At 55.6% G+C, this 25821-nt stretch carries 20 protein-coding genes and 1 pseudogene; 12 read left to right on the top strand and 9 right to left on the bottom strand.

Going from position 1 to position 25821, the window contains the following annotated elements; translation table 11 throughout:
• Positions 1 to 352: 352 nt before the first annotated feature.
• From OZX70_RS06310 to OZX70_RS06300, 3 genes are all read left to right on the top strand, one after another.
• Entirely contained in the window at positions 353 to 1996 is a 1644-nt protein-coding gene (locus OZX70_RS06310; protein ID WP_277179989.1) for a folylpolyglutamate synthase/dihydrofolate synthase family protein, read from the top strand.
• Between the two features lie 301 nt (positions 1997 to 2297).
• Positions 2298 to 5999 carry a chromosome segregation protein SMC gene (gene smc / locus OZX70_RS06305; protein ID WP_277179987.1) on the top strand — a complete coding sequence of 1234 codons (3702 nt, stop codon included), beginning with the start codon at positions 2298 to 2300 and terminating at the stop codon, positions 5997 to 5999.
• Positions 6000 to 6380: 381 nt separating this feature from the next.
• Positions 6381 to 7547 (top strand): glycerate kinase, encoded by a 1167-nt coding sequence (locus OZX70_RS06300; RefSeq protein WP_277179985.1) that lies wholly within the window; start codon positions 6381 to 6383, stop codon positions 7545 to 7547.
• Positions 7548 to 7753: 206 nt separating this feature from the next.
• Here OZX70_RS06300 and OZX70_RS06295 read toward each other — a convergent pair whose 3' ends face one another.
• The 4 genes from OZX70_RS06295 to OZX70_RS06280 form a co-directional block, all read right to left on the bottom strand.
• On the bottom strand, positions 7754 to 8485 hold the full coding sequence (locus OZX70_RS06295; protein WP_277179983.1) for an amino acid racemase: 732 nt from the start codon (positions 8483 to 8485) through the stop codon (positions 7754 to 7756).
• Positions 8482 to 9726 (bottom strand): carboxylate--amine ligase, encoded by a 1245-nt coding sequence (locus OZX70_RS06290; protein ID WP_277179980.1) that lies wholly within the window; start codon positions 9724 to 9726, stop codon positions 8482 to 8484. The genes OZX70_RS06295 and OZX70_RS06290 overlap by 4 nt, the downstream gene beginning before the upstream one ends.
• A gap of 54 nt (positions 9727 to 9780) precedes the next feature.
• Positions 9781 to 11343, bottom strand: coding sequence for a UDP-N-acetylmuramoyl-L-alanyl-D-glutamate--2,6-diaminopimelate ligase (locus OZX70_RS06285; RefSeq protein WP_277179979.1), 1563 nt, complete (start codon positions 11341 to 11343; stop codon positions 9781 to 9783).
• Positions 11344 to 11565: 222 nt separating this feature from the next.
• Positions 11566 to 12330 (bottom strand): exonuclease domain-containing protein, encoded by a 765-nt coding sequence (locus tag OZX70_RS06280; RefSeq protein WP_277179977.1) that lies wholly within the window; start codon positions 12328 to 12330, stop codon positions 11566 to 11568.
• 315 nt (positions 12331 to 12645) lie between these two features.
• Between OZX70_RS06280 and OZX70_RS06275 the strand changes: the two genes are divergently transcribed.
• Together OZX70_RS06275 and OZX70_RS06270 are read left to right on the top strand one after the other, a co-directional pair.
• Positions 12646 to 13236 (top strand): sigma-70 family RNA polymerase sigma factor, encoded by a 591-nt coding sequence (locus tag OZX70_RS06275; RefSeq protein ID WP_277182135.1) that lies wholly within the window; start codon positions 12646 to 12648, stop codon positions 13234 to 13236.
• Between the two features lie 126 nt (positions 13237 to 13362).
• Positions 13363 to 13656 carry a hypothetical protein gene (locus OZX70_RS06270; RefSeq protein WP_277179975.1) on the top strand — a complete coding sequence of 98 codons (294 nt, stop codon included), beginning with the start codon at positions 13363 to 13365 and terminating at the stop codon, positions 13654 to 13656.
• A gap of 267 nt (positions 13657 to 13923) precedes the next feature.
• On the opposite strand, the gene OZX70_RS06265 is transcribed toward OZX70_RS06270, so the two are convergent.
• The 5 genes from OZX70_RS06265 to OZX70_RS06245 form a co-directional block, all read right to left on the bottom strand.
• A complete protein-coding gene (locus OZX70_RS06265; protein ID WP_277179973.1) occupies positions 13924 to 14874 on the bottom strand; it encodes an aldose 1-epimerase family protein in 951 nt (316 codons plus the stop codon).
• Between the two features lie 393 nt (positions 14875 to 15267).
• Entirely contained in the window at positions 15268 to 15777 is a 510-nt protein-coding gene (gene ybaK / locus OZX70_RS06260; protein ID WP_277179971.1) for a Cys-tRNA(Pro) deacylase, read from the bottom strand.
• 244 nt (positions 15778 to 16021) lie between these two features.
• The gene (gene gap, locus OZX70_RS06255) at positions 16022 to 17077 is read right to left on the bottom strand and encodes a type I glyceraldehyde-3-phosphate dehydrogenase (RefSeq protein ID WP_277147295.1); all 1056 of its coding nucleotides are present in this window, start codon (positions 17075 to 17077) and stop codon (positions 16022 to 16024) included.
• 69 nt (positions 17078 to 17146) lie between these two features.
• Positions 17147 to 17518 (bottom strand): arsenate reductase family protein, encoded by a 372-nt coding sequence (locus OZX70_RS06250; RefSeq protein ID WP_348519444.1) that lies wholly within the window; start codon positions 17516 to 17518, stop codon positions 17147 to 17149.
• Positions 17519 to 17677: 159 nt separating this feature from the next.
• A complete protein-coding gene (locus OZX70_RS06245) occupies positions 17678 to 18427 on the bottom strand; it encodes a thiamine diphosphokinase (protein WP_277179967.1) in 750 nt (249 codons plus the stop codon).
• Positions 18428 to 18621: 194 nt separating this feature from the next.
• Here OZX70_RS06245 and OZX70_RS06240 point away from each other — a divergent pair, with 194 nt between their 5' ends.
• The 7 genes and pseudogenes from OZX70_RS06240 (at position 18622) to OZX70_RS06210 (ending at position 25688) form a co-directional block, all read left to right on the top strand.
• On the top strand, positions 18622 to 18990 hold the full coding sequence (locus OZX70_RS06240; protein WP_277179965.1) for a VOC family protein: 369 nt from the start codon (positions 18622 to 18624) through the stop codon (positions 18988 to 18990).
• 101 nt (positions 18991 to 19091) lie between these two features.
• Positions 19092 to 19616, top strand: coding sequence for a GNAT family N-acetyltransferase (locus tag OZX70_RS06235; RefSeq protein ID WP_348519427.1), 525 nt, complete (start codon positions 19092 to 19094; stop codon positions 19614 to 19616).
• 355 nt (positions 19617 to 19971) lie between these two features.
• A pseudogene (gene infC / locus OZX70_RS06230) lies at positions 19972 to 20652 on the top strand (translation initiation factor IF-3); the annotation flags it as partial.
• Between the two features lie 349 nt (positions 20653 to 21001).
• Positions 21002 to 21196, top strand: coding sequence for a 50S ribosomal protein L35 (gene rpmI / locus OZX70_RS06225; protein ID WP_277151572.1), 195 nt, complete (start codon positions 21002 to 21004; stop codon positions 21194 to 21196).
• Positions 21197 to 21250: 54 nt separating this feature from the next.
• The gene (gene rplT / locus OZX70_RS06220) at positions 21251 to 21634 is read left to right on the top strand and encodes a 50S ribosomal protein L20 (RefSeq protein ID WP_277179963.1); all 384 of its coding nucleotides are present in this window, start codon (positions 21251 to 21253) and stop codon (positions 21632 to 21634) included.
• 110 nt (positions 21635 to 21744) lie between these two features.
• Entirely contained in the window at positions 21745 to 22860 is a 1116-nt protein-coding gene (locus tag OZX70_RS06215) for a class C sortase (RefSeq protein WP_277179961.1), read from the top strand.
• Positions 22861 to 23066: 206 nt separating this feature from the next.
• A complete protein-coding gene (locus tag OZX70_RS06210) occupies positions 23067 to 25688 on the top strand; it encodes a hypothetical protein (protein WP_277179959.1) in 2622 nt (873 codons plus the stop codon).
• Positions 25689 to 25821 lie beyond the last annotated feature (133 nt).

The raw sequence follows: 25821 nt of genomic DNA, 5'->3' as shown, positions 1-25821 counted from the left end.
TAAGATTTATGATGTATAGAAACCGTGGACTTCGCTGTACGGGTTAAGCTCAACATAGCAGTATTCGCAAACAAGTTCAACTTATTTTAGAGATTATTATCAGGGAGTTCATTGTGTGATGATTGTTTGTCCATAACCTGTTAGATTTGTCATGGCCTTGTCGATGTCAGTTTATTGAGTTTTGGTTCCGAATGATTGATTGATAGTTTCCATTTAGGGTTCATGGGTCAATATTGAGCGTGGAGCTATTGCTGATGTCTGCTGTATTCGTCGTACGGCTTAGCGCTTTCGGGGCTGTTTCATAGAATGATGATGTCTGTTTTTCAAGGGTATCAAGCTAAAACGAGGTCTTATGTCATTCGAGCATCCGAAAACCAACGGGGTCACCATTCGCGAGGTCGAGCGCGAGATCATGTCCCGGCGCACCACGCACGAGGAACTGGGGCACGACCTCGAGGTCATGGACCTGATGCTTGACCTGCTCGGACATCCGGAAGACACGTTCCGTATCATCCACATCACCGGCACGAACGGCAAGGGCTCCACCGCCCGCATGGCCGAGGCCATTTGCCGCGCCTACGGCATGCGTACCGGCCTTTATACTTCGCCGCACCTGCAGAAGATTAACGAACGCATCGCCGTGGACGGCCAACAGCTTTCCGACGATGATTTCATCGATACGTGGATGCAGATTAAGGACTTCGTCGCGCTGGTCGACCACAAGATGGAGGCCGACGGCAAGGCGCCGATGAGCTATTTCGAGATCCTGACGGCAATGGCCGTCTGGAAGTTCGCCGACGCGCCTGTCGATGTCGCCATTTTCGAAGTCGGCATGGGAGGGCGTTGGGACGCCACCAATGCGCTCAACGGTGACGCCGCGGTCATCGGCCCGGTCGATATGGACCACATGCAGTGGCTGGGGGACACGGTCGAGAAAATCGCCACCGAGAAGGCCGGCATCATCAAACACGAATCCACTGCGATCATCGGCGCGCAGCCGCATGAAGCCGAAGTCATGCCCATTTTGGAGCAGGTGGCGGTGGCCGAGCATGCCACGCTTATCCGTGACGGCGAGGAGATGGAAGTCGTTTCGCGCCAGCCTGCCGTGGGTGGCCAGTTGGTTACGTTTCGCACGCCCAACGGTACGTACGAGGACATTCCCGTCGCTAAGTTCGGCGAGCATCAGGCGCACAATGCCTTGGCGGCGCTCGCAGCCGCCGAGGTTGTCATACCGGTCAATGGTCAGCTCACGCAGGACGTGGTGGCTGAAGCGCTGGGCGGAGTGAAGATTCCCGGCCGCATCGAACAGGTACGCACTTCGCCGACCATCATCGTCGACGGTGGACACAACGTCAACGCCGCCGAATCTTTGCGCGCGGCGCTCGAGGAAAACTACAACTTCGAACAGCTGGTTGGCGTGGTCGCGATGATGAAGGACAAACAGGTTGAGGAATACCTTGGCACTCTCGAGCCGATCCTGAGCCATATCATCGTCACCGAAAATTCGTGGCGAGACCGCGTGATGCCCGCTGAGGTGTTGGAGAAGATTGCTGTCGGTGTGTTCGGTCGCGACCGCGTTACCCGCATCGACAACCTACCTGACGCCATCCAAGAGGCCGTCAACATGGTGGACGCCGACGACGAGTTGGGTGTCGGCTATGGCCACGGCGTGCTCATTTGCGGCAGTTTTGTCACTGCCGGTGACGCCCGGACACTGCTGATGGAAAAGAAGAATCCCGAACTGGCGCTTCCCAAAGTCCAGCGTGTGTCCGGCAAGGCTACCGATGGCGAGAATGCCAACGATAAGGACAATTCCGAGAACTCCAAGAACGAGGATGAAGACATCGTCTCCGAGGTTTTCGGCGACGCATTCGGCGATTTCGGCGTCAAACAGGTTCCGTTCGAAGGCGAGCCCGAGCCAGGTACCACCGCCGAGCAGCTGCGCCATCATGCCAATGGTGACGGCAGCGGCAACAGCAGCAAAAGCGGCAAGTAATCCTAAACCCGTAAGAAAAGCACTTTTTTACCCCCGAAAATGGTGCTTTTCTCCTTAGAAAGTTGCAAACCAGTGAGAAAAGCGCCCCAATAAGCTCGATTTGGTGCTTTTGCCACAGGTTCCCGTATTTACTGCGACGAAAAGCATGTTTTTGGGCCGATTTTTATGCTTTTCGTCGCAGCCTTGGCATTAACAACTGGGTTGTTGGGTTGCCCCAGACGGTATGATAGCTACAGAAAGCGGAACCGCCATGTAAGGACGCTTAAGGGCAAGCGGAAAGAACAGAGGAAGTCAATAATCCATGTATCTGAAGGAACTGACGCTCAGGGGATTCAAGTCCTTTGCTTCCGCAACCACTTTGCGCTTTGAGCCGGGTATCACGGCTGTGGTCGGCCCGAACGGTTCTGGCAAGTCCAACATCGTCGACGCGCTGACATGGGTGATGGGGGAGCAGGGTGTCAAAAATTTGCGTGGCACCTCGATGGAAGACGTCATTTTCGCAGGCACATCCTCCCGCCCGCCGCTCGGGCGCGCGCAGGTGAGTCTGACCATCGACAACACCGATGGCACGCTTGATATCGATTACACGGAAGTCACCATCAGCCGCACCATCTATCGCAACGGCGGCAGCGAATACGCCATCAACGGTTCACCTTGCAGACTTCTCGATATACAAGAACTGTTGAGCGACACTGGTTTGGGCCAGCAGATGCACGTCATCGTCGGTCAGGGTCGGCTTGACGAGATTCTGAAGGCCGACCCCGCTGGTCACCGCGCGTTTATCGAAGAGGCCGCTGGCATCCTGAAGCATCGCAAACGCAAGGAACGCGCGATACGCAAGCTCAAGAACACCGAGGCGAACCTTGCACGCACCGACGATCTGCTGCACGAGATTCGCCGGCAGCTGGGACCGCTGGGACGGCAGGCCAAGATTTCGCGGCGTGCAGCCAGCATCCAGATTTCCTTGCGTGATGCGCAATCGAGGATTTTCGCCGAAGATGCCCAGAAATCCATGGAAAGTCGCGCCAAACTACGCAACGACTTGGGAGACGTGCGCCGAGAACTGGAAACCGCGCAGCGCGATTTGGCGAAAGTCAAGGTGCATATCGAGCAGGTCGAGGCGCTGAGTTCCGAGTCCAGCCCGGCCATGGAAAAAATCAACGAGACATGGCATGAGCTCTCGAGCATCGAGGAGAGGTTCCGTTCGCTGGCCTCGCTTGCCGACGAGCGTGCGCGTTCCCTCGCCGGTCAGATGATTACGAACTTCGGCGAAGATCCGGACATTCTCGAGTCCCGTGCCAAGGAATTGGACGAACAGGCCGAAGCCCAGAAAAAGAGCGTTTCCGACATGCGCATCGCCTATGACAAAGCGACTGAATCTCGTGCCGGCAATGAAAAGCAGCTCGCTGCGGCCCGTCAGACCTTGACGGAACTGCGCAAGGCTGCGCAGGAACACACTTCGAAGGTTGCCAATCTGCGCGAGCTCAAGACGCGTGAGGAATCGGCCATTGAACTGGCGCAAAGCCGTGCCAAGGACTTTAACGGGCAGCGTGAATCCATCGCCAAACAGCGTAACGATGCCACTGCCCAGCGTGATGCGTTTGAAACGGAAACGCAGAACGCCGGTGAAGAAGACAGCGCCGCGGATCTCGAAGCGGCGAAAACCGCGATGCAACAGCGTCAGGAGGAACTTGACGCCTTGCAAGAGCAGCTGCGAGCCACAACTGCCAAGGTGACGGCGCTCAAGGCGAAGGCAGACGCGTTGAATGAGACGCTGGAAAGCCGCAATGCTTCCGGCGAGCTCGAGCAGGATAACACCGTGGCCGCGCTGGGCAGACTTGCCGACTTCATTCACGTCGAGGATGGCTGGGAAGAAGCCATCGCCCATGCGCTCGACCAGTTTGCCAGCGCCATCGTGGTGCCTGGCAAATCCAATATGGTCGAGGCCTTGCGCCGGGCCAGTGAAGGTAAGCTTGGGCAGGCTGTTGTATTGCATCCGCTTGAAGAGGGAGCTGTTGACAACGCTGAAGCCGGGAATGGCAACGGAAAAGACAGCCGGTATCCGGTTCGTTGCGCCTCGACTTTGGTAAGTGTCAATGACTCTGCCAAAGACGCTGATTTCGCCGAAAACGTTGTTCGCGCCGTCCGTTTGTTGCTTGATGACGTCGCTGCCGTACCTGATATGGACACGGCGCTGGAAGCCGTGGAAGACAAGCAGAGGCGGTTCAGCCAGGCTGTCACCAAAGCCGGTGAAGTGGTCAACGCTGTGGGCGCTATCGGCGGTTCCTCGCGCTCGCAGAGCGACCTTTCACTGGCTGCGCGACGTGACAAGGCGATGGCGGAAGCTAAAAAACTTCAGGGCAAAGCGGATGCTATACATCCAAAGATTGAAGCAGCAACGCAGGCGCGTGATAAAGCTCGTCTTGAAGTCGATAGGCAATCCCAGCAACGCATTCAAGCTAAGGTCAAAGCCGATCAGGCGCGTAAGAATCTCAAGAATGTCGAGGAACGGGTCAAGCAACTGACGAAACAGCTCAGCGGGCTTGACGAAAAAATCAAGCAGACCGATGACGACCGCCAGACACATCAGCTTAAACTTGAGGATTTGGCGCAGGCGCTGGAAACCGCGGAACATTCCGATACCGACAACGAGGACTTTGATGATTTGGACAAGCGCGTCCACGAACTCGAGACTTCGCTGGATAAGGCGCGTGAGCAGGAAGTCTCGGCCAAGATCGTTTGGAACGACGCCAATCGCAAGGCCGATTCGCTCGTGCGCCAGGCTGGTCTGCTCCATGATCAGGCAAGCGAAGCCGTGGCAAGGCGCACGAAGATAAAGGCGCTCAACGAAAAGCGTGAACATCAGCAAGCCCATGACCGGCAAATTGCCGCGGACGCACGTGGTATGGCCGCGTTGGTTTCCGCTGAGCTCAAGACGGTGGTCGCCAAGCGTGACGAGCTTTCCAAGGCCGCTTCAAGCCACGATGCCGAACTGAAGCAACTGCGTGCAAGGCGCGACGAAGCTGAGCCAAAAGTGGCCGCTTTGCAACAACGTGAGCATGAACTGGATGTGAACCGTGAGCGTCTGGCCGCGCAATATGGCCAGATCGAGCAGAAAGTCTCGGACACGCTGGGCTTGGATCTCGAAGCGTTGGTTGACGAATACGGCCCCGACAAGCTGGTTCCGGTGCTCGATGACGAAGGCCATCCGATTCCGCTGGCAAACAGTGACGACGAAATTGATAACCAGCGCGATTCCGGTGAAGAGACGTCTGATGCTGATGGTTACAACGATTCAAACCAGGATGCACCGATTGATGCCGACCATTACCAGATGGTGCCGTACGTCCGTGCCGAGCAGCAGAAGCGTCTGCAGAAAGCCGAACGCGATCTAAAGGCGCTGGGCAAGATCAATCCCCTGGCGGCTGAGGAGTTTGATGCGCTCGAGACGCGTAACCAGTACTTGAACGACCAACGCAATGATGTCGCCAAGAGCCGCGATGATTTGCTGAAGCTTATCCAGGACCTCGACCGCACGATGATCGAGGTGTTCAAGAACGCTTTCGATGACACGGCTGCTGCGTTTGAAAAGGTCTTCGCAACATTGTTCCCGGGTGGTAAGGGACGTCTGCGTTTGGAAAATCCTGACGATTTGTTGACCACGGGCGTCATCGTGGAGGCGAGCCCAGCAGGCAAGCGTGTCAAGCAGCTGAGTTTGCTTTCCGGCGGCGAACGCAGTCTCACTGCTTTGGCCCTGCTCTTCGCCATCTTTACCGCGCGTCCCAGCCCGTTCTATGTGATGGATGAGGTCGAGGCTGCACTTGATGACATCAACCTGACCCGCCTGATCAACGCGTTCAATGACCTGCGCAAGCACGCCCAGCTCATCATCATCACTCACCAGCAGCGCACAATGGCCATCGCCGATGCCCTCTACGGAGTGACGATGCGCTCCGACGGCGTCACTGCGGTCGTCAGCCAGAAGCTCGAGCACAATAGCTGATACATCTGCCGAGACATCTTCTGTGATGAGGTCGGTCTGAATAACGTTCAGTACTCGATTTCACTTTCGTCATCCGACTTTTCCGAGATGAAGCCCAGATAGTCGTGCATGGTGAAGACTAGGCTGAGAACCTGATAATCACGGAGGCCGCGAGAGGGTTATATCCGGCGCGTTCGGCAAGTTTATTGAGCCGGTTCTTCGTTGTTGTGCACGATGTTCGTTTGCTTTGCTGCAATCGCTTCCCCTGCATCGGCTTAGGGTGTGCCGATTCGAGATTTGTCGGTGATGACGATGACGGTCGTGGCCACCCTGATGTTGGATATCGTGTTCTGATTGTCGATGTTCGAATCGATTGATTGTTGAAAGTAAGGAGATGGGCGGATGACAACTGGATATAGCACAGACAAAGAAGTAAAGGTGCTGATCGCACCGGATTCGTTCAAAGGTAGCCTTACCGCCAAGCAAGTGGCCGATGCCGTGGAAGCCGGCGTTTTGAAGGCCGCTCCCAATGCCAAGTGTGTGAAAGTGCCCATGGCCGATGGAGGCGAAGGCACGGTGCAATCGTTGGTCGACGCAACGAACGGCACATTCATCACGGTAAAGGTCACCGGTCCGCTCGGTACGCCGGTGGATGCGACTTACGGTCTGCTTGGTGACGGCAAAACCGCCGTCATCGAAATGGCGGCGGCCAGCGGCATGCAATTCGTTGACGACCAGACCAAGAATCCTTTCATCGCTACCACACGCGGTACGGGCGAGCTGATCGTCAACGCGCTTGACCACGGTGTCAGCGATATCATCGTCGGCTTGGGTGGAAGCGCCACCAACGACGGGGGTTCCGGCATGGCCCGTGCCCTTGGCGCCCGTTTTCTGGACGGTCAGGGAAATCCGCTTGAAGAAGGCGGCCTAGCGTTGAAGGATCTGGCCAACATCGATATTTCGGATCTCCACCCGAGACTTGACGGGGTGTCCATCATCCTTGCCTCGGACGTCACGAATCCGTTGACCGGGCCTACGGGCGCTTCCGCGGTGTTCGGCCCGCAGAAAGGCGCCACTCCGGAGATGGTCAAGCAGCTCGACGCGAGCCTGAAACATTATGCCAAGCTCATTGATCATCAGCTGGGTCGCGATGTGGCCGATATTCCCGGTGCGGGTGCCGCCGGCGGTTTGGGTGCAGGGTTCCTTGCGTTCACCGACTCGCGCATGCGTTCGGGCGTTGAAACCGTCGTGGAAGCCACCGGGCTCAAATCCAAGGCCCGTGGCATCGATTACTGTTTCACCGGCGAGGGCGGCATCGATTTCCAGACGCAATACGGCAAAACACCGATGGGTACGGCCCAGGCGGTGAAAGAGGTTGCTCCGAACGCCAAGGTCATCGCTTTGGCAGGCAACGTGGGAGATGGAATCGAGACGCTGTACGGTCTGGGTATCGATGCCATTTTCGGTGTGCTCTCTGGTGTCTGCACGCTTCCCGAGGCGATTCGCGAAGAGACGGCAAAAAAGAACATCAGCCGCACCGCAGAAAATGTGATGCGTCTGTTGAGCTGATGCGTGAATCAATTATGGAATATTGTGCGGAGGCAAGCGCGTTGCACCTGCCTTCCGTCTGAGATCCGAGCGTTAGGCTAGTTATGGTTTTTTATTGCCAGCTTATTATTTCGAATTTGTTGTGGGCGTGCGTAAGTGCATGCACTTACGCACGCCCACAATTTGCTATTGGCAAGTGCCATACGTTTTTGAATATTACTATCGCTCTATTGCCGCAGTGCCTTCGCGCGCGCCACAGTATCTTCGGCCAGAATGGTTTGGGCATCGATGATGGGAAGGCCAGGGAGCGGGAAGGCCTCATTGAGGACCGAGAGCTCAGTGCAGCCTAGAACCACGATATCGCAGCGATAGCGAGCCGACTCAGACTTGTCAAGGAACGTATCGATGACGTAGCGGTAGCGCTCAAGGCTTAGTGGTCCACCACTTTTCACGTCGTCATAAATCAACGAATCGATGCGCTTCTGCAGTTCATCGTCGGGTTCGATGAACGTGTAGCCGGCGGATTCGATTTCACGCTGGTAGAGGCCGGAATGGCGAGAACCCTCGGTGCCCATGAAACCGACGCGTGGGTGCGTTGCGACGGGCAAAGTCGCCTTCATGCGTTCCACGGCGCCGGTCAGCATGTTGAGAATCGGCACGTCGGTAAGTTCCTGGAAACGTGGCAGCATAAAATGCGCGGTGTTGCAGGGAATCGTAATGAAGCTGGCCCCGATGGCTGTGGCCTTGGCGATGTCATCGGCGATGACGGGGAAGGGGTCGTCGAAGCTATCGCCCAGCATGAACGCCGTTCGGTCAGGCACGGAAGCGTCGTTGAACACCACATAGTCGAGGAAGTCCTGATCGGTGGCGGCGTCGCTCATCTTGTCGATCAGCCGGATATATGATTCGGTCGCCAAAGTCCCCATGCCGCCAATAACGGCGAAAAACGGTCGTTTCACTTGAGATCTGCCTTCTGTTTGAAGTACTGCGCGTAACGCTTTTTATAAATCGAGAACGCGTGCCGGATCAAAAGCCAACGCATCGGGTTCATGTCCTTGCGATACTCCAAGGTCGTGCCCCAATCTCCGTCAGCGATCATCTTCATGCCCCGACGCTTATCTTCGCCTTCGACCACGTAATCGCGGAAAATCGAGCGCGGAATCTCCATCCACAGCTTGTTGCCGCGGCCGATGACGGTGTTGCCGTCGAACGGCGCGTCTTCCACCAAATCCTCAGCGAAATAGCGAGCCAGGTTGTAGCCGTTCAAAGTGACGAAATAGCTGGAACGGCCCTGCCGCAGGTTGATCTCGAAAAGCTTGTAAGTATGGTCCCGGTCGTCGTATTTCATGTCGAAATTGGCGACGCCCTCATAGCCGATGTCCTCGAGGAACGTTTTGATTTTGAGGCATATCTCCTCGTTGTAATCGGGGATGATGGCCGCGTAGTTGCCTACGGCTTCGGGGGTCGGGTCCTCGAGCAGCGGGTGGCCGAGGAACATCATGCGCACGCGGTGATGGCGGTCGACGTAGGCGTTGAGCACGCGCATATGAGAGTCGTCGCCGGGGATGAAGTCCTGCAGAATCATTTCGGCGTGATAGCCGGCGCCGTAGGAGAGGTTAATGAGCTTGTCCAGTTCCTCCGGCGTCTCGATGACGAACGCCTTCTTGCGCCCCGGGAAGTCGATATCGAGCCATGCTGCGGAATCGGCTGGTTTCATGGCGACGGGGAAGTTGAACGGCAGATTCTTGTATTCGCCGCGCGCCACGCTTTCCTCGGTCATGACCTTGGTTTTGGGATAGGGAAGACCGTAACGCTCGCAGGTGTCATAGAACGTGTTCTTATAGCTCAGCTGCTTGTTGAGCGCCGGGTCGAGGGTGTTGAAAACGAAGTAAGGTGCCAGGTCCGCGCTGCTATGGCTTAAGAGGTTCGCATACAGGTCACCGCAAGGAATGAGCAGCAGAGTGGTGCCGGGATGGCCGGATTTGAAGGTTTTGGCGTAATCGATCAGCGTCTTGCGGAACGTCTCGGCTTGGCCGAATCCGTCGACGATATGGACGTCGACGATTTTGCTGAACCTGGTGGGCGCGAGCTGGAAGTGCGCGAAGGCAGTCGAGACGATGCCGTACGCCTCGTGGAAGGCACGGGCCATGCCGTAGGCGTTGATATCGCTGCCCAAAAGTACCGGTTGGAATTGCTTCATGGTTCTTAGCTTACCTCTGAAAATTGCAGAAACAGTGGATGCATCTGTTCGGTGTCATGAATGGGTTTGGCCGAACAACCTGGTAACGATATGGGTGTCGCCTTCGTAGGGGGCGTGTTTGCCGTCCACTTTGATCCACTGTTCCTCGCCTTTGCCGACGATCAGCAGCACGTCGAAACCATCGTGCGCCTGTGCCTCGGTGATGGCGGTTTCGACGGCCTTTTGCCTGTCGATAATGACGGTTGATTGCACATTGGGATCGTTGACGGCAGCTTGCATGGTCTCGCAGATATCTTCCGCGCGTTCCCTGTCGGGGTCGTCGCTGGTGATGATGATGCGGTCGACGCGGTGCTGCGCGGCGTCGATGATTTCTTTCCGCCGGTCTACCGCCTTGCCACCGGCCGAGCCGCTGACAAGCGTAATTCGTGGCTTGTTTGCGCCATACCGTTCGATCGCGAAGTCAATCAGGGCAGAGACGCTGGCAAAATTATGCGCATAATCGACGATGGCGACATTCGGTCCGTGTGAGTCCTTGAACTGCTCCATGCGCCCCGAAATACGAACGTTTTCTAGTGCGTGTGAAATTTTTTTATTATTGAGGTCGATACCGGCAAGCTGTGCGATGGTCAGTGCCGCGGCGGCGTTGGCATAGTTGAAATCGCCATCCATGCGCAATTTATAGGTGCCGGTTGTGCCTGCAACTTCGATATGAAACGCCGTACGGTCTTTATCCGCCGGCCATGCAACGGTGTCGGCTTTGGTCCCGCTATTGGTTGCGCCGCTGGTGTGCAAAGCAAAAGTGGTAACAGGAACGCCCGCGGCCGCAGCGTCTTCTTCAATAAGATCGGCGTGGTCGCAGTCAGCTCCCAGCACCAACGTCTTGCTGTTGGTCGTAATCTGCCGTTTGCAATACAAATAATCTTCGAACGTAGGATGTTCGATGGGGCTGATGTGGTCGGGGGAGATGTTCAAGAAAGCCCCGACATCGAAAGTGAGCCCGTACACGCGCTCGACTTTGTAAGCCTGCGAGGAGACCTCCATCACCAGGTAGCGCATTCCGTTATCAAGGGCCTCGCGCATCATGCGGAACGCGTCCATCGATTCCGGCGTGGTCAGCGCGGAGGCTGTGTAGGTATGTCCGTCAAGGCAGTTGTCCACTGACGAGAACAGGGCAGCCCTGCCATCGCTGGCAGCGTTCAGAATCGACTGAACAAAGTAGGCGGTAGTCGTTTTGCCCTTGGTCCCGGTGATGCCGATGACGGTGAGTTCGTCCTGTGGCCGTCCGTAAAATTCGGCGGAAAGCAGACTCATCGCCTTACGTATGTCATCGACGATAATGCCGATGGCTTCGGTTTTCTCGCTGAAGTCCGTTTCCGCAACGTAGGCCTTGAGTCCGTGTTCGTCACAGCCTGAAAGATAGTCGGCTTTGAAATGGCCTTTGCAACACAGCAACGAACCTTCGCGCACCTGCCGTGTGTCATAGGTGATGGAATTAAAAGCGTCTTCGGCACCCGCAAAACGTGCGGGGTTACGCGACCAAGTCTTGCCTTGGATGATTTCCCGCAAAAGATGATGCTTATCAAGCAATTCGACCGCAGTTGCCAGAGTCAGAGCCATATCAAACCTTTCTTGCCACCCATAAGGCTAGCGCATCATGGAAGCGGAAATAAGAGGAACCTGTCACAATCGAATGGAACTTACACATCACAGTGAATCTTCTGCATGCCGACGTGAAACCGGGCTTAATCCCGCATCGATAATCGGGTATCGCCGTAAAATATGGTGTTCTTTTATGAAGATTCCGCTATTGCTGGTTTCGTAGCTGCTATACAGAAGCGTTCAGAGCCAGTTATCGGTGATAGGCCGACGGCCGCGCGATTCCATCCACTTGTTGAACGAATCCTTCCACTTCTTGTGCGCCTCGCGCTGCCAGTCCATGAGTTCACCGAGCTTTAGGTTGCCGACTTTCGGGTAGAGCGTGGACATCGGTTGGATGAGGTCAACGGCCGCGGTGGTGTCGGCGGTGGCATCGTGGAAATCGCCATGTGGTTCGACTCCGTAGTATTCGGTGGTATAGGTCAACGTGCGCTTGCCGTGACGGTGCGAGATCTCGCGATCGATGACTAGCGGATCGGCCACCAGAAGTTCATCGGGGAGCGCTTTCAGGTTCCAGCGTTTGAGATCACCGGCCAGCATGCGCACGTCGAAAGGCGCGTTGTAGGCGAGCAGCGGGATTTGCTTGCCTTGAGCGGCTGCGACGATGGAAGCGATGGCGGCGATGGCGTCGGCAGGTTCCGCGCCGTTGGACTCGAGGAATTCATCGGTGAACCCGTTGACCCGGCTTGCGCCGGCGCTTATATGACGGTGTGGATTGATGACCCATTCCGCCACGACGTCGCCCTCGTAGCCTTTGCTGGGGTCGCGCAGAACCAGCGAGGCGGAGACGATGGCGTCAGCCGAACCGGTTCCGGTGGTCTCGGTGTCGAAACCGAGCAGCCAAGCAGTTCCGAGTGTGGTGTCTTCATCTTGCTGAGGAGCTTGTGCTATCGCGTCGAGCATGGGTGCCGCGTTGTCGGCGTCCGCATTGTTTTTCGTTGTTGTCATAACAATATTGTGCGTTCCGATTCCGACATTGCATTACATTATAGAGAGAGCGATATTCTTTCTTCTCGATGGTTCTCTTTTGAAACAATCCTAAGAAATATCGTTGTGCATGGTATCAAGTTTTCTGATTGAATATGTTCATAAAACCATATGCCTATATTGAAAATATCTAAATAAAATGCGGGAAAAGCGCGTGTCGGGCGATATGAGACGAACGTTTACAATAGTAACGTGACACAAACCGACCAGGCACAGACCAAGCAGCAGGAGCAGGAGACGACAGCGCAGAAGCGCGCGCGTTTCGAGGCTCTTGCGATGCCTGCCGTCGATGCGCTTTACCGACAAGCGATGAAGCTTACTAACAACCCCGAGGATGCGCAGGACCTCGTGCAGGACGCTTACGAGCGTGCGTTTAAGGCTTTCGATAGCTTCCGCCCAGGCAGCAACTTCGAAGCGTGGATGACCACCATCGAACGCAACGCCTACTTCAACCAATATGCCAAGGCCAAACGCCGCCCCCAGCGTGCCAACGATTCCACAGGGGAGTACGACGATTGGGACATCTATTCGGCCTCTGATCATTCGTCTGAGGGACTGAAATCTGCTGAGCAGGAATACCTGGACGGTTTTGCGCCGGCCGAGATCATGCAGGCGCTGGATTCACTTTCCCCTGAACGCCGTCAGGTCTTCATCGATACGGCCATCGACGGCAAATCCTACAAGCAGGTCGCCAAGGAACAGGGCATCAAGATCGGCACGGTGATGAGCCGCCTCAACCGCGCGCGCTCGCAATTGAAGGACGAGTTGACCGAATATGCTCGGCAGCGTGGTTATGGCAAGGAGATGGGCATAGAACCTGGGAATCCTGCACAAAAGGCGAAGTCTGGAAAATCTTCGGAACGGTAAAACCCAAAGAACCCAAGGAATAGCCCGGGAAATTCGGAAAAAGGCCTTGTCTTCACTATCCGCGAACCCCAAAACGGCCAAAATGAGTAATAATAGTGGATTAGCAGTCATGAAAGGAGAACGACGATGGACGGACGAGTCGAGCGTACCAGTCGGGTGGTGGTGAGAAGCCAACACGCTGATGGTGTCACGCGTACCGACATCGAAATCTCCTGTTATGATTCGAACAAGCGCGTCCCCGATGACGAGTGCTTTAATCCTGAATCCTGTTGTGATGCCAGTGAAAAGGCCTTGATTGCTGAACTTCGCGGTTTGTTGCGTCCGGCAACAGCGCCACAATGCCTTTTCGCCAAGCTTGAGGCCACGCTCGACCGTTGTTGCCTCGAAGAATCCCGCGACGGCGAAATCGCTTCTGCATGATGTTTTGAGTTGTATATGAAAATGCCCCGCATTTACTGCGGGGCATTTTTCGTTTTCTGCGTACCTAACGGAACTCAGGCATTTGGCCTTTTGCCGTGGTTGGCTGCCTTCTTGCGGCGGTCTTTACGCTTACGTCCGCGCATTCCCATGATGGACTCCTTTACGTTCAATGAATAAGCCTTAGGCATTATCGCACGTTGTTGCGACTTCTCGCAAGCCAACGCCGGAGATTCGACTAAAAAATCTACGGTACCTATCCAGGACGATTCAGCGCTGTTCAGCCTTGAAATAGAGGTTGGTGGAGCTGGTCTCGCCAGGCTTGATGACGATGAGATCACGGCCACTGTTGAACGCGTTGGCATATGCGGTCTGCGGTTCGATGGCGACACCCGCCGGATGGCTTTCCGGCGCAAATCCGGTGCCGGTGCACATCTGGAACGAGGTAATGGTCTTGTCACCGCCGACGCTCACCGTCAGCCCGTCCGGACGCGTCAGAGTGGCGAAGGCATTGCCGTCTGCGTCACGTTCGACGTCGGTCCAGGCGTCGTCGAAAGGCTGTTCGGTGAGGGCCGTAGGCTGACGCAGGTCATACTTGCCGGCTACAGGTTCGGTGCCGGTGGGGAGCAGACGCTCATTGACGGTGACGTGCGTGCGTGCGGGGATGGTGACTTTGCATTGGGCGTTCTGTCCGTCGATCTCATCGCCATAACCGTCAAATCCGTTGGCGATCCACGGGTGGATGGCTAGGGCCCACGGTGCGTCTACGGAATCGTTGTTTGTTGCCGACAACGTGAGCTTGAGCCCGTCGTCGCTCAAGCTGAATGTGGCACGAACCAGAAGGTCGAAAGGATAGCCTTTCATATTGCCGGTGCGCCAGGTCAGTGATACGCAATCCTCTTCAAGGCTTTCCAGCTTCCAGAAGGCGCGATAGCCATAACCATGGATGGCGTTATGCTTCTCATGCTCGTCAATCGGCAGCTCGTAGGTCTTGCCTTCGAAGGTGTAGACGCCGTCCTCGATGCGGTTGGGGAAGGGTACGAGCAGCTCGCCGTTGGTGCAGGGCACCGTTTTATCCGGGTCCCACGAGGCGATCATGTCCTTGCCTTGGTAGGTGAGTTTGCGCAGCGTGGCGCCGAGCTCAGTGACTACTGCCATGTAGTCGCCGTGCGAAATGGTGAATTGTTGTCCCGAGCGAGGGGGCAGTGTCGTTGAAGTCATATCAACTCCTGTTGTAGAAACGTAATTGTTACCGTTCACTATTCTAATATGACACTCGGTCTGATTCTGCGACGGTGCAAATGAAACGAACATGTCATTATCCATATTTTGCCGTTTTTTAAAGCTGTTGGTGCACCAAGATGGCCAAAATACGAAGAATGAGCCTCAATTTCGGATAAAAACGGCTGCTTGGCGCACCAAGTTGGCCAAAATAAGAAGAATGAGCCTCAATTTCGGATAACACGGCCTCTTGGTGCGCCAAGAAGGTCAAAATATGAAGTTTGCTTGGTCAAAGTGGCTAATAAGGGCTTCTTGGCGCACCAAGAGGGTTATTTTTATGACATTGAGAATCAGAAGGTTCTTTTTGGGCCCAGGATTTGGGAGGAGGCGACTCTACCAAGTACCGATTGAAGCGACAGTGGCGCCGAGTACTTTCACCAGGTCATTTGGATTTACGCCGACGCTGAAACCGCGCTTGCCACCGGAAATGATGATTTCGTCGAATTGCATCGCACTTGCGTCAATTACCGTCTTATGCTTTGTACGTTGGCCCAGAGGCGAGATGCCGCCGACCACGTAGCCGCTTTCGCGTTGCGCCACTTTCGGGTCTGCCATAGCCGCTTTCTTGGCCCCTACGGCCGTGGCGAGATATTTCATATCCAAGTGCCCGCTGACTGGTACCACACCGATGACCCGTTCATCTCCTGTGTCAGCCATGAGCGTTTTGAACGAACGATGTGGGTCGATGCCCAACTTTTCCGCGCCTTCAAGTCCGTAACCTTCGTCCATATGGTCAGAAGAATGTTCATATTCATAGATTTTGAAGGGAATTCCTGCTTCACTCAGCTCGCGCGTGGCTGGGGTAGAGGCCGTTCCCGCTGCTTTCTTGTGTTTTTTGCCCATATCTTCAAGTCTAATCGTGCCAGATCATCATTTCGTTTCTGAATTCAGGTTTTGTTGAACTGATCAGGCGACATTCGTGTAAAGTGCCGGCGTGGGCAAATGATAGTCAAAGTTTGCAGACGTAAGCAATGAACAATGGCTGCTGCAGATACGAAAAGATCCCCAACCGAACGATTGGGGATCTTTTCATCACGAATCACGTTTCGGAAATGAAACGATTCTGCAGCTTATCGCCGCAACGTGTTCACTTGCTGATTTCAGCGAAGTAGAGCAGGGTGCGGATCATGTTGCAGGTGAAGCCGTACTCATTGTCATAGAAGGCAACGGTGCGGGCCAGCGTGGTGCCGTCGATGGTGTTGACGTCGGTCTGCGTAGGATCGAAGACGCCGCCGTGGGTGTCGTCGATGATGTCGGAGGTGACGATGCTGTCGCCGTTGTAGCCGAAGGTCTCGTTGTTCTCGAAGGCCTTCTTGGCGGCGGCGTTGATCTCGTCAACAGTGGTTTCCTTGTTGAGCACGGTGAAGAGCTCGGTGAAGGAGCCGTCGGGGATCTGCACGCGCTGGGCGTGGCCCTGCAGCTTGCCGTTGACCGAAGGAACGACCTTGCCGATTGCCTTGGCGGCACCGGTGGAGTGCTCGATCGTGTTCACGGCGGCGGCGCGGTTGTTGCGCGGCTTGGAGCCACGAGGACCGTCGAGCAGCATCTGGCTGCCGGTGTAGGCGTGCACGGTGGTCATGAAGCCGACCTTGATGCCGAACTCGTCATCCATCATCTTGACGAGCGCCGCGAAGGAATTCGTGGTGCAGGAGCCGGCGGAAACGATGTTGTCGCTGGGCTTGAGGATCTCCTGGTTGACGCCGAAGACCACGGTCGGGGTGGTGTCGTCCTTCGCCGGAGCGGAGATGAGGACCTTCTTGGCGCCGGCGTCCAGGTGAGCCTGGCTCTTGGCGGCGGAGGTGTAGAAGCCGGTGCACTCGAGCACGAACTCAACGCCATCGTTCTTCACCCACGGAATGTTGCGGGCGTCCTTCTCGGCATAGACCTTGTATTCCTTGCCGTCGACCACGATCGCGTCATCGGTGGACTCGACCTTGACCGGGGTGCCGTCATCGTGACGGAAGGTGCCGTGAACGCTGTCGTACTTCAGCAGGTAAGCGAGCATGGCCGGGGTCGTCAAATCGTTGATTGCTGCGACCTCGATGTCACTGGCCTCGCCACCGCGGGCCTGAAGTTCGAAAATGCGACGGAACGCAAGGCGGCCGATGCGGCCGAAACCGTTAATACCAATCTTTACTGTCATGTAATTCTCCCTAAAGGAACAGCTTGGGAACGCGGGCTCGCGCCCTTTGCTGTAATTTACCAACAATTGTTATTTTAACTTGTCTCCTCTACTAGAAAAGGTGTTTTTCCATGTTTCGGGATCAAAACCGACCAAAATTGTGTTAGCGTTCACAACTATTGGGCGCTTGACCAGCATACCATTGGTTGCAAGGAGTTTCAGCTGCTCGTCTTCGCTCATTTCCGGCAGTTTGGTCTTGAGTTTCATTTCGCGATAGGGCATGCCCGAGGTGTTGAAGAAACGCTTCAAAGGCAGACCGCTCGCCTTCCACCAGCGCTTGAGTTCGGCGGCGGTGGGGTTGTCGCCTTTGATGTCGCGTTCGGTGAAATCGATGTTATTCTCGCCTAGCCATTTGCGTGCTTTGGCACAGGTGGAGCAATGGTTGTAGCACACGAAGAGCACTTTGCCGTCCTGTTGGGCAGGGTCGGGTTTCAAAGTAGTGGAGTTTGCGCTGGTCATGACGGATCCTTTCATTACGTTGTTGCTTTGATACTAGGCCCTATTGAAGTATGAAATACGAGAAATAATCCAATCGTGTGCTATCAGACAAAAATGTCTGTTTCAACGCGACTTATTGAGCAGCGCCGAGACATGCGAAGACAACGGCCCCAGTGTTTCCGGGGCTTTGACACTGGTCTTGAACGTAGGCAACGTCGCCTCAAGGGGAAAAGTGACGATAAGGGTGCCGTCCGACACGCTGATTGAGGCTGGATGACCAGCAAGGAATTCGTTGCTGACTCCAAGAACGGTGTCACTGTGCATGATTCCGTCTTTGAGTTCGTATTTAAGTCCCGTTTCGTTTATTCCGCGCGAGGTGTCGGCATGCGAAAAAACCGAAACCATGCGATTGGTGGCATTGTCTTCTAAAACATCCGACACAAACGATAACGAGCCGTTGCAAATCGCGGTGACCACGCTGTGCTCGCCGTATAACAGCCCGACGCCGCCGTTGTGCGCCAGCAATGCGAGCATCTGGATATTGGCGACTGTGTGATCGATTCGTCCGCCCAATCCGCCATAAATGTGGAAGTCTCTGTATCCACGCGACCATCCGGTTTTCAGTGCCGAAAGCATGTCCGGATCGTCGTGTTCCGGTGGCAACGCGATGGTTTCGACATCCCGCGGAATTTCTGCCTTTGCGGAATCGAAATCGCCGATCACCAAGTCGGGCCTGATCCCCAAATCCCGGGTGCGATCAAGACCGCCATCGGCCGCGATGATAAAGGCGTCATCCGGAAGTTGGCTGGTGGATGGCTCATTGCCGTAGTAGGTTCCGGCGGCGAAAATGAAACATGGACGAGAAAGGGTCATATATAAATTTTACATGTGTTGTTGGCTTACATTTTGCAGGGACGTTGAAAATGCCGGCCTAACTAACATTGACGATTTTGAAAATGTCTCGAAACAGTTGCAATGATGCTATTATGCTGTGAGCAACGTTCGTTTTTGGCTCGCATTTTGGGGACTTGAAAAATGTGAGTCTACCTCAACAGAAGGAAAGAATCATGATCAACCATATTGGTGTGTACACGCTTAATTTTGATGCCGAAAAGGCTTTCTATCAGGCGGCGTTGGCGCCTCTCGGTTACGTTCAAGGTGCCGAGTTTCCCGGAGCTGTGATGTTCTCGGACGGCACGGATAACGACAGCGTCTGGATCGAAGCCGCAAAGGAGGGCACGACTCCGTCGCCGATTCACCTCGCGTTCGTGGCGCAAAGTGAAGATGAAGTGAGAGCGTTTTATGACGCTGGTCTCAAGGCCGGTGGCAGTGACAACGGTGCTCCAGGTCCTCGTCCGAATTACGGCCCGAGCTATTATGCGGCCTTTGTCCATGATCCTGATGGCAACAATATTGAAGCAGTAATCAACAAGTAGGACCGAAGCCCGCTTCACGATGATGTGAGGCAGGCGCATCCGTCCCCGTCGTTCTTAGACGTTGATTGACGGGACATGACTTTCCAAGGAAGGGAACGATTATGCCGACTACAAGTGAGCATTGTGAGCATTCCGTCGTCGTGCGGCATATCATGCCAGCCGATTTCGAGGCCAAGGCGAAGGTGCACTCGCAGACCTGGCATGAGACCTATCAGGGCAAGCTGCCGCAGTGGCTGGTTGACAAGATCACGCCGGAATTCGCGCTTGAAGTCACGAAACGTCACGACCCGGCGAATGTGTTCGTGGCGCTGGTGGACGATGAGGTGGTCGGTTATGCTGAATCCGCCAATCCTGCTCGTAAACCCAGCGATTATCCCAATTGCGCGGAGCTAGCAGCAATCTATGTGCTCAACCGTTGCCATGGTCTGGGTATCGGGCGCAAGCTGGCGCAGGCAGTGTTCGATGCGTTGCCAACCAAGCGTGTGGTGCTGTGGGTACAGGAATCCAACGACAAGGCACAGGGCTTTTACCGCCATATCGGTTTCCATCCCACCGGCAAGGTGCAGATTGAAGACGACGGTGCCTCGAAAGAGCTGGAATACGCAAATTTCGATACCCGTCAGTGAGTTCTTTGCTAACCCAGCTGTGAAGACTCGACGACGCGGGATTCTTGATTAGAAACGTTTGGGGACGACAACTATCACGCATCACGGCGTTTCACTTGCATTTTCGGACACGGCTCTGTTGTCGTAGCGTGTAGTATAATTATTTGTTGGCTTGAGAAATCAAGAAAGTGGGTGCGCCCCACCTGGAAGCTTTTCGTAGCTTCGGGTTCAAAGCATTTCCTACGTTTGCGGGGAATCGAAAGTGCGGTATTTACCGTGACTTTCTGCGTGTCGATTGGATTCGATACCTGTGTTTTGAATCTTTGCTGCGTCTATTGTCGAAGTGATTCGGCATTTGCGTTTTCATAGACGGTGCATCCAACAGCAGCAAGGATTGGAGTTCATCATCAGCGCAGAACCACGCATTAACGACGAGATACGCGTTTCCAAGGTACGCCTGATCGGCCCGAACAGCGAGCAGGTCGGGGTCATCGCGACCTCGGTCGCATTGAATCTGGCCAAGGAAGCAAATCTCGATTTGGTTGAAGTGGCGCCGAATGCAGATCCTCCGGTGGCCAAGCTCATCGACTATGGCAAGTACAAGTACAACGAGAAGATCAAGCAGCGTGAAGCACGTCGTAATCAGAGTGCGGCCGAGATCAAGGAAATCCGTTTCCGTCTGAAGATTGACGAGCATGACTTCGAGACCAAAAAAGGTCATGTGATTCGCTTCCTTCAGGGCGGCGATAAGGTCAAGGTCACCATCATGCTGCGCGGCCGTGAACAGTCACGTCCGATTGGTGGCGTGGAGCTCTTGCAACGTCTGGCCGATGAGGTCTCCGAGTATGGCACCATCGAGTTCTACCCGAAGCACGAGGGACGCAACATCTTCATGACGTTGGCTCCCAAGGGCAAGAAGATTCACGCCAAGTCCGAGCAGCGACGTCGTGGCGCCGACACCCGTGCCGACCGCCAGGCCCGCCAGAAGGCAAGGCTTGCGGCAAAGGAGAAGGAAAAGGCACAGGAAGCCGGCGAGACGAAGGAAGCTGCCAATGAAATCAAGGTAGCCGAATCGTCCGCTTCCGCAAAGCCTGCGAAGGCTGCCGAGCCGAAGGCAACGGCCAAGTCTTCTACCAAGGCAACGTCCAAGGCTAGCAAGGCCGAAGCACCCGCCAAGTCGGAGAAGCCTCAAAAATCGGCTAAGCCCGCCGCAGATGCTGCAAAGCCTGCCGACAAGCCGAAACCAGCCGCTGCGGCGAAACCTGCCAAGCCCGCAAAACCGGCCAAGCCGGCGCCAAGGGCAAGCAAGAAGTAAGAGGAAATTTTTGTGCCGGCCGATGGCAACGTCGGCGGGCACAGGGCATCGAAGAATGATTCGATATCCGAAAGAAAATAGGAGGGCAGCAATGCCGAAGATGAAAACCAATTCCGCCGCGAAAAAGCGCGTCCGCGTCACCGGTACGGGCAAGCTCATGCAGGCTGGCACCTCGATGCGCCACAACCTTGAGCACAAGTCCGCTCGCAAGCGCCGCAACCTCTCCCGCGACCAGGTGCTGGCCACGTCGCAGAGCAAGAACATGCGAAAGCTGCTCGGCCGCTGAAATCGGCTTGGTTTACAAGGGTATATAGGTTTATAGAAAGCTAGAGGAAACAATATGGCACGTGTCAAGCGCGCAGTGAACGCTCATAAGAAGCGTCGCGTCGTTCTCAAGAGGGCTTCGGGCTATCGTGGCCAGCGCTCCCGTTTGTATCGTCGTGCGAAAGAGCAGCTGCTCCATTCATTTAACTATAACTTCCGCGACCGCAAGGCGCGTAAGGGTGACTTCCGCAAGCTGTGGATCCAGCGTATCAACGCTGCCGTCCGTGCTCAGGGCATCACTTACAACCGCTTCATGCAGGGCCTGAAGCTCGCGGGCATCGAACTCGACCGCCGCGCGCTTGCTGAGCTTGCCGTTTCCGATCCGGACACTTTCAAGACCATCGTCGATCAGGCGAAGGCCGCGCTGCCCAAGGACGTGAACGCCCCGGTGGCCGCCTGAGCATCTGCTTTAAAATAAAATATGTCAAGCCTCCGCAATCGCGGGGGCTTTTCGCGTATTAGGGCACCATGAATCGACTTGGTGCCTTTAAAACGTGTAGCGTAAGAGATATGAACGATGATGGAGCACGCGGGCCCAGGCAAGACCGCCGAACCGTTGCACAGACGCAGGGGTCTCGGAACGGTCGGCTGACGCTGCCGGAACGTGTTTCAGCTCGGTTGAGCAACGGTGCCGCGCGTACCGATGACACGCATGGCGAAAACTTCTACAAGCCGTTCCTTGCAGCCATTCACGAAGGATTGAACCATGCTGCGGTTATCCGCAAAAAACGCAGGATAATCAACTCCATGAAGGCCGTGGCCGCGCTTTTTGTAGTGGCCGCTGTCGCCTTGGCGCTCTGGTTGCCGGCGAATCAATATGTCAATGCGCGACGACAGGAGGCCGAAGCCGTCGCTGCCATGAACCGTGTTCGCAAGTGGCCGCAAGGCAAAGTGGTTGGGGAATACCAGGCCGCACAGCGATACAACGCATCCATAGCCTCGAGTACGCAACATTCATTGGGAGAGTTCAGCGATCCGTTCGCCTCGTCGGTCAAGAACTCCAACGGCGGCAGAAAAGCCTTGACGTCCTCGCAAAAGGACACGACCTATCAAGGGCTCTTAAACGGTGGCGGCGGGGTGATGGGAGTCATCCATATCCCCAAGATCTCCCTGAAACTGCCGATCTACCATGGCACTTCCGATGAGGTGCTCGACAAGGGCGTGGGCCATCTTTACGGCACCAGTCTGCCAGTCGGCGGGAAGTCGACCAACAGCGTGCTAACCGGACATCGAGGCCGTCCCTACGAAACGTTGTTCACCCGGCTGGACCAGCTCCGGCAAGGCGATGTCATCTACATCGATACCTTGGGTCGCACCATGGGCTACCGGGTCACGGCCATTCACGTCGTCTCCCCGGACGATGTCCATCTTTACAAGGTGCAGCAAGGCAAGGATCTGGTGACGTTGATGACCTGCACGCCTTATGGGGTCAACACACATCGTCTGGTACTGACGGCGGAGCGTCGCCCGATTCCCAAAGACATTCCTTACCCTGAGGATTCCGTGGGTGACGGTTTGTTGTGGGGGACGATCACGGCGTTGACGATTATCGCCGTTGGAATAATCTTTATTCTAATGAAGCATCGTCGCCATTGGCCGATTCGTCATGCAAAAGGATGGTTTTAGGGTCGTCAAACCTTAGCGGGAGTAGCTCGAACGGCATTATGCAGTGTTGGTACACGGATTTTCGTTAGACGAAAACGGATGTTCGTCTAGCGTTAATGGGCGGCTTGAGTTGGATTATCCACGCATTACCGCACTAATATGTGAAGTGTAATTCATACCTGTGCGTGGTTTGCATAGTGGCATCCATCAAGGCAAGGCAAGAGCATATGACCAGTGGCAGGGTTCGGAAACAGTGGTGGCGGGCGGTGGTTTGCTCGCTGCTCGCGATATGTTTCGCGCTAGTGTCATTGGCAATTGTGCCGCCATCGACCTCTTCGCCGATTTCGTCACCGGTCGGTGTGGCTCAAGCTAATGAAGTTTCTGTCCAAGCCAATGAGCCGATAGACTACAAACCCAAGCTCTTCAAGATGCTGGCTTTGAACACCCACATCGACACCGATCAGGATGAGCTGCGCATGGACTTTGTGTTGCGCGTCGCCCGCGGCCAGGTCAGGGCAAACGATCCCACGCAATGCCAGACCGGCTTCCCCTCCACAGGGCGCAGCTGCGGACTCAAACTTCTTTTTCAAAACGATGCGAGCGCCACTGGTGGGTTGACCACGCTCACTTATATCAACACTCTCGGCAGTGGCCTTGCAGGGGCTGCAGGAGCGTTGAAATGGGCGCAGAACAGGGATGAACGCTACACTATTCACAGCATCGTGAATTCAGGTGTCTACGATTACCTGACAATCTCCGTCGAGGCGGACCTAAGCTATACCAATAGCGTTGACCGGACGGCGATAGGTGGTGTCACCACACCGCAATATGTTTATGCGCAGACCGGCAACGTCAACGACAACAACTGGACGATTCCGCCGAATCGTGCCGAAGGCAGCACCTGGACCAATCTTACCGCCGCTTATCCGGCCAAACTATACTCCAGGGAGTGCAGCGGAACCGGAGCAGGTGCGGATTGCAACGGTCCACGCGCGTTTGTGGGCTGGGACGATAACCCTCTATTGTGGAGCGGCAATCAGGCCAATTGGGGCTTGATGACCGACGTGGGCATCAACGTCGTCAGTGGCACGCCCATTAGTGCCGGTACCGCTCCACCGAACTCCTTCTTCGTCTATTGGTACAATCCTTGGTACGACTCGGGCGTGACCAACACCTGCTCGCGCAACACGTCGTTCTATTTCCAGTGGCTTGGCCTGAGCGGTGGCCAGAAGTGGGTGCCGGTCAACGATCTGACGCCCACCGCGCAACGTGTCGATGGGCAGACTCCACGGGGCACTTCCCCTGCCAGTGGCTCCACGTCCAACTCAGCGTTCAATCGTATTACTCTCGATAATCATGATATTCGGGCGAGGTCGGGCAGCAACATGGCACCGGCGCAGAATCTTGATGGCACCATTGATTTCAAAAAGGCAAAGGATGACCAGCCCGAGCTGGACGGGTATTTCAAACTGGTGACTTGGCCCATCACTACCACTGCTTCAGGCTCCACCGCCAACTGCGTGGCGCCCAACATGCGCGATGCATACAACCCGCTTGACGGACAGCCCAACGGGGTCACCGCCGGAATGTCGCAGAGCGAAGCCGACGCGCTGGTCGCCAAAGGCTGGGACATCGACACGGCCTACTACAAATACAGTCTGCCTGTTGTTACGCCTCCCGTAATCACCACACCCGCCGAGGGCAGCTGGTTGCAGACCCAGCATCCGACCATTGAGGGTACGGGCATTCCCGGCCATGTGGTGCGGCTCTACGCTGAAGACCCGAGCAAACCGATTGTCGGCACCGCTCCTGACGACCCCGATACGCGCGGACGATATATAGGTGAGGCGACGGTCGGTTCGGACGGGCGCTGGTCCATTGCAGATAACGACAACACGGTGACGAATGGCTCGGTGCGCTATCATGCTTGGCAGGCCGAGACAACCAGCGGTTACGACCTGACTTCCGGATTCTCCAACATCCGTACCTTGCAATTCGTGCCGCCGCCGGTGGTGCTGCCGAATCTGACCGAAGTGCCGCACACCAAGACGACTGCGAACGGTTTGTTGCCTACGGGTTCGAAGGTCAAGGTCCACGGCACAGTCAATACGCCCGCCGCCGGAATGACGCTTAAGGTCTATGCGACCCGTGTGGCGGCGGAGTCGAATGTCGGCAATTCGCATCCCACCTCGGACAAGTTGCTGTGCACCCTGACCAATCTTTCAGCTGGCCAGCAGAACTGGACATGTGAGGTCGAGCCGAGCTTCTTCTACGGGCAGCATACCAAGCTCGATACGTATGTGTTCCAGGCATATCTGAGCGATGCGGCTGGTACAAACGAGACTTCCTCGTCGATTGACCGCACGGTGGTCACCCTTGACATGACCTCGCCCAGGCTCGATGACACGGCGGTCAGCGGTGGCAATCTATCCGGTACGATCAACAAGACCTATCACAATTTCGGTGCGGACGCCGACCCGGAGGGGAACGTGACGGTACACGTCACTTGGCCCGACGGCTCGACCGCCACCCCGGTCACCACCGATGCGAGCGGTCATTGGTCGGTTGCAGTGCCCAATGGGCTCTCTTCCGGCGACATCCACATTTACGCGGTCGACTCGCAAACCAACGAAACCGCGATTATCGCAGTGCCGCTGAACCTCATTCCACCGGCGAAGGCGTTGCCGTTCACCGGCGACCACAGCAATCTGCCGTGGATAATTACTGGGCTGATATTGCTGCTGTTGACTCTTGGCGCTGGAATCTACGCATACGTAAGCCGACGAATGGCGTCAGAAGACCCTTCATTCGCTGATCCGACGACGGGAAAGGCGGTGGATGATCCATAAAGCAACCGGATATCGGCGGCATGCAGCGTATCATCGCAGGCCGCCGGGTGGCTGGGCGAATGATGATGCGTCGTCCAGCGATCGCCGACAACAATCAAACTCAAGCATCGCAATACAAGTTTTGCAGTCTTAC

This window comes from Bifidobacterium sp. ESL0732 (assembly GCF_029395535.1).
Taxonomy (GTDB): domain Bacteria; phylum Actinomycetota; class Actinomycetes; order Actinomycetales; family Bifidobacteriaceae; genus Bifidobacterium.
Note: the sequence above shows the minus strand (reverse complement) of the source record. Positions and strands in the feature narration are given on the sequence as shown.

Bases quoted from the DNA above. Each gene is read 5' to 3' on its own strand.
- OZX70_RS06310 (WP_277179989.1), top strand. From the start codon at position 353: ATGTCATTCGAGCATCCGAAAACCAACGGGGTCACCATTCGCGAGGTC.
- smc (WP_277179987.1), top strand. From the start codon at position 2,298: ATGTATCTGAAGGAACTGACGCTCAGGGGATTCAAGTCCTTTGCTTCC.
- OZX70_RS06300 (WP_277179985.1), top strand. From the start codon at position 6,381: ATGACAACTGGATATAGCACAGACAAAGAAGTAAAGGTGCTGATCGCA.
- OZX70_RS06290 (WP_277179980.1), bottom strand. From the start codon at position 9,726: ATGAAGCAATTCCAACCGGTACTTTTGGGCAGCGATATCAACGCCTAC.
- OZX70_RS06285 (WP_277179979.1), bottom strand. From the start codon at position 11,343: ATGGCTCTGACTCTGGCAACTGCGGTCGAATTGCTTGATAAGCATCAT.
- OZX70_RS06280 (WP_277179977.1), bottom strand. From the start codon at position 12,330: ATGACAACAACGAAAAACAATGCGGACGCCGACAACGCGGCACCCATG.
- OZX70_RS06275 (WP_277182135.1), top strand. From the start codon at position 12,646: ATGCCTGCCGTCGATGCGCTTTACCGACAAGCGATGAAGCTTACTAAC.
- OZX70_RS06270 (WP_277179975.1), top strand. From the start codon at position 13,363: ATGGACGGACGAGTCGAGCGTACCAGTCGGGTGGTGGTGAGAAGCCAA.
- OZX70_RS06265 (WP_277179973.1), bottom strand. From the start codon at position 14,874: ATGACTTCAACGACACTGCCCCCTCGCTCGGGACAACAATTCACCATT.
- ybaK (WP_277179971.1), bottom strand. From the start codon at position 15,777: ATGGGCAAAAAACACAAGAAAGCAGCGGGAACGGCCTCTACCCCAGCC.
- gap (WP_277147295.1), bottom strand. From the start codon at position 17,077: ATGACAGTAAAGATTGGTATTAACGGTTTCGGCCGCATCGGCCGCCTT.
- OZX70_RS06245 (WP_277179967.1), bottom strand. From the start codon at position 18,427: ATGACCCTTTCTCGTCCATGTTTCATTTTCGCCGCCGGAACCTACTAC.
- OZX70_RS06240 (WP_277179965.1), top strand. From the start codon at position 18,622: ATGATCAACCATATTGGTGTGTACACGCTTAATTTTGATGCCGAAAAG.
- OZX70_RS06235 (WP_348519427.1), top strand. From the start codon at position 19,092: ATGCCGACTACAAGTGAGCATTGTGAGCATTCCGTCGTCGTGCGGCAT.
- rpmI (WP_277151572.1), top strand. From the start codon at position 21,002: ATGCCGAAGATGAAAACCAATTCCGCCGCGAAAAAGCGCGTCCGCGTC.
- rplT (WP_277179963.1), top strand. From the start codon at position 21,251: ATGGCACGTGTCAAGCGCGCAGTGAACGCTCATAAGAAGCGTCGCGTC.
- OZX70_RS06215 (WP_277179961.1), top strand. From the start codon at position 21,745: ATGAACGATGATGGAGCACGCGGGCCCAGGCAAGACCGCCGAACCGTT.
- OZX70_RS06210 (WP_277179959.1), top strand. From the start codon at position 23,067: ATGACCAGTGGCAGGGTTCGGAAACAGTGGTGGCGGGCGGTGGTTTGC.